Source organism: Variovorax sp. RTB1 (genome assembly GCF_035018765.1).
In the GTDB taxonomy this organism is placed as follows: domain Bacteria; phylum Pseudomonadota; class Gammaproteobacteria; order Burkholderiales; family Burkholderiaceae_C; genus Variovorax.
This window is the reverse complement of record NZ_JASJXG010000012.1, coordinates 101,718-111,010: the sequence shown is the minus strand read 5'-3', so window position 1 is coordinate 111,010 and position 9,293 is coordinate 101,718. Positions and strand designations below refer to the sequence as shown.

Annotated in this window: 12 protein-coding genes and 1 tRNA gene; 6 read left to right on the top strand and 7 right to left on the bottom strand. The window is 60.4% G+C overall.

The features are described 5' to 3' along the window. From QN397_RS10620 to hemP, 4 genes are all read left to right on the top strand, one after another. Positions 1–399 (top strand): energy transducer TonB (locus tag QN397_RS10620; protein ID WP_323500852.1); only part of this gene is annotated, 399 nt, incomplete at its 5' end. Between the two features lie 12 nt (positions 400–411). After that, positions 412–1,128, top strand: coding sequence for a MotA/TolQ/ExbB proton channel family protein (locus QN397_RS10615; RefSeq protein WP_323500851.1), 717 nt, complete (start codon positions 412–414; stop codon positions 1,126–1,128). A 5-nt stretch (positions 1,129–1,133) separates the two neighbouring features. Next, positions 1,134–1,547: a biopolymer transporter ExbD gene (locus tag QN397_RS10610; RefSeq protein ID WP_323496518.1), complete on the top strand. Its 414-nt coding sequence runs from the start codon at positions 1,134–1,136 to the stop codon at positions 1,545–1,547. A gap of 135 nt (positions 1,548–1,682) precedes the next feature. Continuing rightward, the gene (hemP, locus tag QN397_RS10605; protein ID WP_323496519.1) at positions 1,683–1,898 is read left to right on the top strand and encodes a hemin uptake protein HemP; all 216 of its coding nucleotides are present in this window, start codon (positions 1,683–1,685) and stop codon (positions 1,896–1,898) included. A gap of 196 nt (positions 1,899–2,094) precedes the next feature. On the opposite strand, the gene QN397_RS10600 is transcribed toward hemP, so the two are convergent. Then, a complete protein-coding gene (locus tag QN397_RS10600; protein ID WP_323496520.1) occupies positions 2,095–2,502 on the bottom strand; it encodes a heme-binding protein in 408 nt (135 codons plus the stop codon). Positions 2,503–2,664: 162 nt separating this feature from the next. On the opposite strand from QN397_RS10600, the gene QN397_RS10595 reads away from it, so the two are divergent. Further along, positions 2,665–3,375 carry a Bax inhibitor-1/YccA family protein gene (locus tag QN397_RS10595; RefSeq protein ID WP_323496521.1) on the top strand — a complete coding sequence of 237 codons (711 nt, stop codon included), beginning with the start codon at positions 2,665–2,667 and terminating at the stop codon, positions 3,373–3,375. A gap of 81 nt (positions 3,376–3,456) precedes the next feature. Here the strand turns inward: QN397_RS10595 and rlmD are convergent, their stop codons facing one another. The 4 genes from rlmD to surE are packed head-to-tail and all read right to left on the bottom strand — an operon-like array spanning position 3,457 to position 7,460. Continuing rightward, a complete protein-coding gene (rlmD, locus tag QN397_RS10590) occupies positions 3,457–4,890 on the bottom strand; it encodes a 23S rRNA (uracil(1939)-C(5))-methyltransferase RlmD (RefSeq protein WP_323500850.1) in 1,434 nt (477 codons plus the stop codon). 46 nt (positions 4,891–4,936) lie between these two features. Continuing rightward, positions 4,937–5,890, bottom strand: a complete 954-nt coding sequence (locus tag QN397_RS10585) for a peptidoglycan DD-metalloendopeptidase family protein (protein ID WP_323496523.1) — start codon at positions 5,888–5,890, stop codon at positions 4,937–4,939. Between the two features lie 10 nt (positions 5,891–5,900). Next, entirely contained in the window at positions 5,901–6,683 is a 783-nt protein-coding gene (locus tag QN397_RS10580; RefSeq protein WP_323496524.1) for a protein-L-isoaspartate(D-aspartate) O-methyltransferase, read from the bottom strand. Between the two features lie 9 nt (positions 6,684–6,692). Next, on the bottom strand, positions 6,693–7,460 hold the full coding sequence (gene surE / locus QN397_RS10575) for a 5'/3'-nucleotidase SurE (protein WP_323496525.1): 768 nt from the start codon (positions 7,458–7,460) through the stop codon (positions 6,693–6,695). Positions 7,461–7,586: 126 nt separating this feature from the next. Here surE and QN397_RS10570 point away from each other — a divergent pair, with 126 nt between their 5' ends. After that, positions 7,587–8,573, top strand: coding sequence for an NADPH:quinone oxidoreductase family protein (locus QN397_RS10570; protein ID WP_323496526.1), 987 nt, complete (start codon positions 7,587–7,589; stop codon positions 8,571–8,573). A 157-nt stretch (positions 8,574–8,730) separates the two neighbouring features. Here the strand turns inward: QN397_RS10570 and QN397_RS10565 are convergent, their stop codons facing one another. Together QN397_RS10565 and QN397_RS10560 are read right to left on the bottom strand one after the other, a co-directional pair. Continuing rightward, a complete protein-coding gene (locus tag QN397_RS10565; RefSeq protein WP_323496527.1) occupies positions 8,731–9,069 on the bottom strand; it encodes an H-NS histone family protein in 339 nt (112 codons plus the stop codon). A gap of 140 nt (positions 9,070–9,209) precedes the next feature. Further along, a tRNA-His gene (locus tag QN397_RS10560) sits at positions 9,210–9,285 on the bottom strand. Positions 9,286–9,293: the final 8 nt, after the last annotated feature.

Here is a 9,293-nt window from a genome sequence, read left to right as displayed (position 1 = left end):
GCGCCGGTTGGTGTAGTGGAGCCGCCGCCGCCTGCACAGCCGCCGGCTCCAGCCGCGCCGCCTTTGCCTCCCGCCCCCCCAGCGCAGCCGCCCGCACCGCCGGCGCCCAAGCTGGTCGAACTGAGCGCGGGCCAAGTGCAATGGATACGCAAGCCGTCGCCCGGCTATCCCGCGATGAGTAAAAAGCTCAACGAGAGTGGGACCGTGATCATCGCGGCCTACTTCAGCAGCAACGGTTCGGCCAAACGCGCAGAGATTGCGAAATCGAGCGGCTTTGAGCGGCTCGATCGTGCTGCCGCCGACGCCGTGTTGCGCTCACAAATCACCCCTATCGTTAGCGGCAACTCAGAGACAGTTTTTCTGTTCAATGCGCCAATCAGTTTTACCCTTTCCGAATAGCCTGGACCCCGAATGAACAATCAATTTGGCCTGATGAACCTCTGGAATCAGGGCGACATCGTCACCAAGGCCGTCGCCGTGATGCTGATCGGCATGTCGCTCGCATCCTGGATCGTCATCATCATCAAAGCGGTCGACGTCATCAAATACAAGCGACTGGCAAAGCACTCATCGGATTTTTGGCACAGCGAAGATTTTGCGACGGCGTTGCAAAAACTCGGCAAGGACGACAGCAATCCGTTTCGCGCGCTGGCACTCGAGGGCCGTGAAGCCACTGCGCACCATCGCAACACCAAGGCGCATCTCCACGACACGCTCGATGTGAGCGACTGGGTCACGCGCAGCTTGCGCAATGGCATCGACGAGTTCACCGCACGCCTTCAAACCGGCTTGGCGATCCTTGCATCTGTGGGGTCCACGGCGCCTTTCATCGGCCTGTTCGGTACGGTCTGGGGCATCTACCACGCGTTGATGAGTATCAGCACGGCGGGCCAGGCCACCATCGACAAGGTCGCCGGGCCGATCGGCGAAGCGCTGATCATGACGGCGCTGGGCCTGGCGGTCGCCATCCCGGCCGTACTCGGCTACAACGCACTGGTACGCGGCAACAAGTTCGTGCTGACCAAGCTCAACAGCTTCGCGCATGACTTGCATGCCTACTTCGTGACCGGTGCACGCGTCCAGAGTGGCGGCAACGAAGCCATCGTCGTGCCGCTCAAGAAAGGCTGATCGACATGGCTTTCGGAACCCAAGATGAACCCGATGAAGTGATGAACGAGATCAATATGACGCCGCTGGTCGACGTCATGCTGGTGCTCCTCATCATCTTCATCATCACCGTGCCGGTAATGAAGCACGCCGTGGCCATCGATCTGCCTCGCGCCACGAGCGAGCCCGAGCAGAGCAAGCCGCAGAACATACTGTTCAGCGTGGCGGCCGATGGCACCTATTACTGGAACGAACAGAAGATAGAAGACAGCGAGTTGCCGGGTCGACTGAGCGCCGAAGCGGCCAAGGAGCCACAGCCGGAGTTGCATATCCGTGGCGACAAGGCAGTGCGCTACGAGCGAGTCGCCAAGGCGATGTCGGAAGCACGTGAAGCAGGTGTGCGAAAGATTGGCTTTATCACTGAGCCGGATCAGAAATGAAGCGCTTCGCAAGTCAATTTAGTTGATCGCCACGATTGACTTTGTATTTGAGAATAGTTATCATTTACTTATCGATTCAGAAGCAGGCCTCAGACGCGGTTTCGTTAGTCAGCCTCACCCGTGCAAAGGATTCATATGCCAACCCCAGCCAAGGCGTTTACCGTTTTGAACCATCCATCGCTCGACAACTCGGGGCGCGGCACAAGTCAGACGACAGCTTCCAGTCCAGCAGCAGGCCTGGTCGAAAGCGCAGAACTTCTTCGCGGCAACAAAACAGTCGGCATCCTGCACAACGGTTCGCTTTACCGGCTGCAGGCCACCAAACTCGGCAAGTTGATCCTCACTAAATAGTTAGGGACCGACACGCCACTGCGCAAGTTTCATCGTGGGGCGACTCAAGGAGATTCATCTCCGAAGGGTCGTTTTTTGCTAGCCAACGGTTCGCCGACCAGCCAAGCTTTTTTTCACGCTGAACGTTCATGAAAAACGCCGACTCAAGAGTCGGCGTTTTGCCTTTGTCAGCGAGCGGAACTCGACGCCTGGAGGATCAAAGCCCCAAGGCGGCGATCCCGGCCTTCGCGATTTGCGCATCTTCATTCGACTTCACGCCGCTCACGCCGACAGCGCCGATCACGATGCCGTCTTTCACGATCGGAACGCCACCTTCGAGCAAAGCATGGACGCCGGGCACAGTCAAAAATGCAGTGCGACCGCCGTTGATAACGTCTTCATACCCTTTGCTCTCACGACGGCCTAACGCGGCCGTGTGGGCCTTGGCTGGCCCGATGTGCGAGGAAAGGGCTGCGGCGCCGTCCATACGCTGAAGCCACAGCAAATGTCCGCCGTCATCGACGATGGCAATAGTCACGGCCCAGTTGTTTTTGAGCGCTTCGGACTCCGCTGCGGCGGCAATGACCTTGACGTCGGCGAGTTCGAGGAATGATTTGGTTTTCATGGTCAAAAGCAGGATGTGAAAGGCGAAAGCATAACGGCGAGAGCCCGCCAGCTCTTACATTCCGTAGCTCTACGCGAATGTAGATTTTTGTCTCGCAACGCTCTTGCAGCCCCCTAGAATGCGCCCACCTGCTGGCTAGCAGCAATCCAAGGAGTTTCAGCAATGAACGACCGCGTCAAGACCCTCGAAACCGCCGCCGGCCAAGGGCCATTCGGCCAGACCTTGCCACAAGCCGACCGACAGCGCGTATTGCGCAACACTTACTGGTTGCTTGCGCTCAGCCTCATTCCAACCGTGCTCGGCGCCTGGTTCGGCGTGGCCACTGGTATTACTGGCGCACTTACCGGAGGGCTCGGCTTGATGGTGTTCCTCGGCGGTGCGTTCGGCTTCATGTTCGCCATCGAGAAGACCAAGAATTCCGCCGCCGGCGTGCCGGTACTGCTCGGTTTCACCTTCTTCATGGGCCTGATGTTGTCGCGGCTTATCGCGATGGTTCTCGGCTACAAAAACGGGTCCGAACTCATCATGACGGCCTTCGGCGGGACCGCCGGTGTGTTCTTCGTGATGGCCTCGCTGGCCACCGTCATCAAGCGCGACCTGTCGGGCATGAGCAAGTTTTTGTTCGTCGGCGTACTGGCGCTGTTGATCGGTGGCGTCATCAACGTCTTCGTCGGTTCGACCACCGGCATGCTGGTGATGTCGGTCGCGGCCATCGGAATCTTCTCGGCCTACATGCTGTATGACCTGAAGCAGATCATCGACGGTGGAGAGACGAACTACATCACCGCGACGCTGGCGCTATATCTGGACCTGTTCAACGTCTTTCAGAGCTTGCTCGCACTGCTCGGGATCTTCGGCGGGGAACGCGACTGACAGCGATGTCGGATTACGCGCAACAGCACAAGACGACGCGCCAATAGCGCAATGAATGAAAAGGGCCTTCGAGCCCTTTTTTCATGCAAGTTCGAAAACCGCGATCGACTCCACATGTGCCGTATGCGGGAACATGTTGACCACGCCAGAAAACGTGCATCGGTAGCCCGCCTGATTCACCAGCAGCCCCGCATCGCGTGCCAAGGTCGACGGATTGCAGCTCACGTAGACGATGCGTTGCGGCGGCGCCCAGCCATCGGTACGCAGTTCGGGATTTTCGTGCAGTTCGACCATCGCCTTGGCCAGTGCGAACGCGCCTTCACGCGGTGGGTCGATCAGCCATTTGTCAGCCGCACCGTCGGCCACCAGCATGGCAGCAGTCATCTCGAACAGATCGCGCGCAACGAACTTCGTCGCTGACAACGCGCGGCGGCTGGCCGTCGCGGGTCGATTCGCCTCGAAGTTGGCTGTGGCACGCGCCACCAGCGTGTCGCTCCCTTCGATGCCCAGCACCTCGCGCGCCACACTGGCAAGCGGCAACGTGAAATTTCCAAGGCCGCAGAACCAGTCGATCACGCGTTCGGTCGGCTGCACATCGAGGAGACGCAAAGCACGCCCGACCAGCGACCGATTGATGTGCGGATTAACCTGCGTGAAGTCGGTCGGCTTAAAGGGCATCGTGATGCCGAACGCCGGCAGGTCGTAAGCCAGCGGCGTGCCGCCCTCTTCCAATAGCTTCACGGTGTCCGGGCCTTTGGCTTGCAACCACCATTGGACGCCGCGGTGCTCGCTCGCGAATGCCTTGAGCCGCTCGACGTCTGCGGCCGAGAGAACGTGAAGGTGTCGCAGCAACAGCGCGATCACGCCGAGACCACCATCAGGTGCATCGCCGCAGGCCAACTCGATCTGAGGACAGGTCTCGCGCGCGTCCATCGAACCGATCAAGGCACGCAGTGGCATCAGCATGTCGCTCACCTGCTTCGGCAGCACGGGGCATATCTTCATATCCGCCAGATACCGGCTTTTTCGCTCATGAAAGCCGATGAGCACCGTGCCTTTCTTGACCACATGGCGCACCGACAAGCGTGCGCGATAACGGTAATGCCAGGCCGGTCCTTCGAGCGGACGGAGCATGGTCTCGGGCTTGACCTTGCCGAGGTGCCAAAGGTTGTCTTCCAGTGCGCGCTGCTTGACCGCCACTTGGGCAACCGCGTCGAGATGCTGCATCTTGCAGCCGCCACAAGCGCCGGTGTGCATGCCGAAGTGTGGGCAGCCCGGCCGCACCCGCTGCGACGACTCGCGACGAATGGCCGTCACCGTGCCCTGCTCCCAATTGTTCTTGCGGCGGTGCACATTGAACTGCACTTCTTCGAAAGGCAGTGCGCCTTCGATGAACACCACGATGCCGTCGGCGCGGTGCGCCACGCCCTGAGCTTCGAGGTCGAGCGACTCGACGTTCAGCCACTCGGGCTCGGGATAAATCTTCGTCTTCTTTTCTTCAGTCTGTTCCGTCATGCCGCGATTGTCTCAGTGAGGCATGCACAAACCGGCCGGAGCACGCTTAACGAGATGGCAAATACCGCGCCGGATCGACCGGCTTGCCCTGACGCCGAATCTCGAAGTGCAGCTTGACGCGGTCGGCGTCGCTGTTGCCCATCTCGGCGATCTTCTGTCCCTTTTGCACCGACTGGTCTTCCTTGACGAGCAAGGTCTGGTTATGAGCGTAAGCCGTCAAATAGGTGTTGTTGTGCTTCAGGATGATGAGGTTGCCGTAGCCGCGCAGGCCGGCGCCGGCGTATACGACACGTCCGTCGGCAGCCGCGATGATGGGCTCGCCCACCTTGCCGCCGATGTCGAGTCCCTTGTTCTTGGCTTCATCGAAACCGGCGATCAGCGAGCCTTGCGCCGGCCAGATCCAGCCGACGTCTTCATCGCCCGATGCGGCCGCAGCAGGCGTCACGGAGGACGTGGTGACGGGCGGCTTCGTGGGCGTAGCTGCAGCGCTTGCCTGGCCCGTTGCCGCCGGCGTTGGGGCCGTTGCGGATCCGGCCGCAGGCGCGGGCCCACTGATCGTCGATTGCGGCACCACGGGGCGTGTAATGACGCCTGATGCGTCGGTGCTACTCGGTCCGCCCGCGACTGCAGTGCTGCCCGGCGGAATCACGCGGAGCACCTGCCCAACTTCGATCAAGTCCGGGTTGTCGAGGTTGTTCCACTTCGCGACGTCTTGCCAGCGCTGACCGGTGTCGGTCCCGATGCGACGAATGGTGTCGCCCGGCCGCACGGCGTAGTAGCCCGGCTTGCCGTAGTTCTCGATACCCGCCAGCGGCTTGCCATTGGCATCGGTGGTGACGAGCGGGCCGCCAGGCGTTGTGGGCGTTGCCGATGGCGCCTTGCTCATCGTGCCGCGGTCTTCGACCGGTGCGGGTCCGCGCGGTGCGGCACAACCCGCGATCACGAGCGACAAGACCAGCGCAATGCCGGTAACCCAGCTCCGACTTCCAATACCCTGCATGTGTTCTTCCTTAAGCGATTCCGGATTTTAGGGGGACAAAGTTAACCGCCTCGAGAACGCGGCGCTCGATCCCCCGAGCCGTCTTGTCGATGACAACAAGGGCTTGACCTCCGCCCGCAGATTGCGTCGGCGCGACGATGCGGCCACCCACCGCGAGCTGTGCGATCCATGCCTCGGGCACGGCCTCGCCACCAGCCGCGGCGATGATCCCGGCATAGGGCGCGCCCCTGGCATATCCAACCATGCCGTCACCGAACAGCAAGTGCACTGTCGCGAGCCTGAAGTGCCGCAGATTGGTCCTCGCCTTCTCATGCAGACCGCGAAGCCGTTCGATGCTGTAGACCTCGATCGCGACGTGGCTCAGCACGGTCGCCTGGTAGCCGCAGCCGGTGCCGATTTCAAGCACACGGCCCAGCTTGTCGTTCGGCTTGCCGACCAGCGCCGGGGCACCGAGGAGCAGTTCGATCATTCGCGCCACGACGTTGGGCTTCGAAATGGTTTGGCCCAGCCCGATCGGCAAGCTGGTGTCTTCATACGCCTGGTTGACCAGCGCGCTGTCGACAAAGCGATGTCGCTCGACCGTACCCATGGCACGCAGCACCCGCGTATCGGCAATGCCCTGTGCAGCGAGCCGCTGCACCATGCGCGCCCTGATGGCATCTGAAGCCATCGACGGCGTGGCCGTGATTGTGGGTACCGTCGGCCTTGACGGTGCCGCAGGCAAGCGCCCGCGCGTGGCTGCGGCGGCGGTCGGCGTGAGCCGCACCGGAAAACTGGGGCGCTGCGTGGCCACGTGCGCGCTTCAGGCGTCCGCCGCGCTCAAACGCGATACAGAGTCGCGCCAGGCACCGAGTTCGGCATGGTCGGTCAGGTCTATTTGCAACGGCGTGAGCGCCACATGCCCTGCCGCAGTCGCATGAAAGTCGGTGCCCTCACCACTGTCTTTTGCACCACCTGCGCCGGCGATCCAATACATCGTTTCGCCACGCGGGCTGTCTTGAGTGATGACTTTTTCTGCCGAGTGACGTCGGCCCAAACGACACACCTTGAGCGGCTTGATTTCGTCGAGCGGCCGGTTCGGAATGTTGACGTTGAGCAAGAACGCGCCACCGTCGAGCATGCGTTCGCGCTCGATGCGTTGCACCAGCAAGCGGGCGATCTGTGCCGCTGCATCGATGTGTGCCCAGCCTTTTTCGATCTGCGAGAACGCTATCGCGGGAATGCCGAAGAGATAGGCTTCCATGGCCGCGCCGACGGTACCTGAATAGATCGTGTCGTCACCCATGTTGGCACCGTTGTTGATGCCGGAGACGACGAGGTCGGGCCTGTAATCCAGCAGTCCCTTCAGCGCGATGTGGACGCAATCGGCCGGCGTGCCGGTGACATAGCGAAAGCCGTTGTGCGCGTCGCGCACGTAGAGCGGCGCTGCGAGCGTGAGCGCGTTCGACTTCGCGCTGTTGTTGTGTTCGGGTGCGACGACTTCGACATCTGCGATGTCCTTGAGCGCGGCGTGCAATGCAACGATGCCCGGCGCCTGGAAGCCGTCGTCGTTGGAAATGAGTATTTTCATGACGTCGGAGAGTACGCTTTATTGTAAGTGGCGGCTGCGTCACGGCAGGGACAACGGCACTCCAACACGCCGCCTATCATCGCCCGCATTTGCCCCACCGATCCCCCGGACCTCAGGAGACACAACATGCATGCATGGCTTTGCGAAAACCCTATCGGCGTCGATGCGCTGACATGGAAAGAACTGCCGACGACGCCGCCCGGCCCCGGGCAGGTCCTGATAGAGATCAAGGCCGCCAGCCTGAATTTCCCCGATCTGCTGATCGTGCAGAACAAATACCAGATGAAGCCGCCGCTCCCATTTGTCCCCGGCTCCGAATACGCGGGCATAGTTCAGGCGGTGGGCGAAGGCGTCACGCATCTGAAGGTCGGCCAAAACGTGGCATGCCTGTCGGGCACCGGCGGCTTCGGCACGCACACCCTGGCACCTGCAGCGCTGTGCATGCCGCTGCCAGATGGATTCGGCTATGTCGACGCAGCGGCATTCATCATGATTTACGCCACCTCTTGGCACGCTCTGATAGATCGTGCGCAATTGAAGGCTGGCGAGACGGTGCTGGTGCTTGGTGCGGCTGGTGGTGTCGGCACCGCGGCCATTCAAATTGCCAAAGCTACGGGCGCCAAAGTGATTGCGGCCGCATCGACGGATGAGAAATGCGCGCTTTGCAAATCGATCGGCGCCGATGCGACGATCAACTACACCACGCACGCATTGCCCGGCGGCTTTCGCGATGCCGTTAAGACGGCCACCGAGGGCAAAGGCCCCGACGTTATTTACGATCCGGTCGGCGGCGATTTCGCCGAGCCCGCATTTCGATCGATCGCGTGGCGCGGTCGTTATCTGGTTGTCGGTTTTGCGTCTGGTCCGATCCCATCGTTGCCATTGAATTTGATGCTGCTCAAAGGTGCATCGTTGGTCGGCGTGTTCTGGGGCGATTTCGCCAAACGGGAGCCCAAAGCCAATGCTCAGATGATGGCCGAATTGGCGCAGTGGTACGGCGCGGGCAAGATCAAACCGGTTATCGACAGCACGATGCCGATGTCAGAACTCAAAGCCGCCTACGCGCACATGGGCTCACGTGGCGTCAAAGGCAAACTGGTGATGGTTAACTGATATGCCGGCGACGCCGTTCACGCGGCGCTGCAATAGCGACGGCCCTATAGTCTTTCGGCAATACCGCTGCGCCGCAGCATCGGCTGAAACCGTCCACCCATGAAAAAGCCCGCTGAAGCGGGCTTTTTATTACTTAACCGATTCCTCGGGTGAAGCGTCAGATCTCGAAATCCGAAAGCGATTTTCCGGCGGCCAGCGCTTCAGTCACCCAACGCGGCTTGCGCCCTCTTCCGCCCGACCATGTTTCACCGGCCGGGCCCCTGTATTTGGCAACGCCTTTAGCGGCAGGTACGACGTTCGGCCGTTTAGCCGGGCCACGCCCAGTCAGCTTTAGGTCAGCCGCCGAGATTCCGTATTCAGCGATCTTCTTGCGCAGCTCTTCGACAACGCCTGCACGTTCATGATTTCGCAGTTCTTCTGCTTGCTTGCGCAATTGGGCGATCTGTTCATCATGCTTCTGAATCTGAGAATTGAGATCGGCGAGGGTGGAAGCCATCAGAATATTCCTTGGATTGAATGAGTCAAGGCGAAAATTCTAATTCAATTTGCAATTGCGAAATCGATCGGCAATAAAAAAAACGCGCCGGTCACAGGAACCGGCGCGTTTTCGCAATTTTTTCAATTTTCACATAAATCTGGGGTGGCTGATGGGACTCGAACCCACGACGACCAGAATCACAATCTGGGACTCTACCAGCTGAGCTACAGCCACCGGAGAGC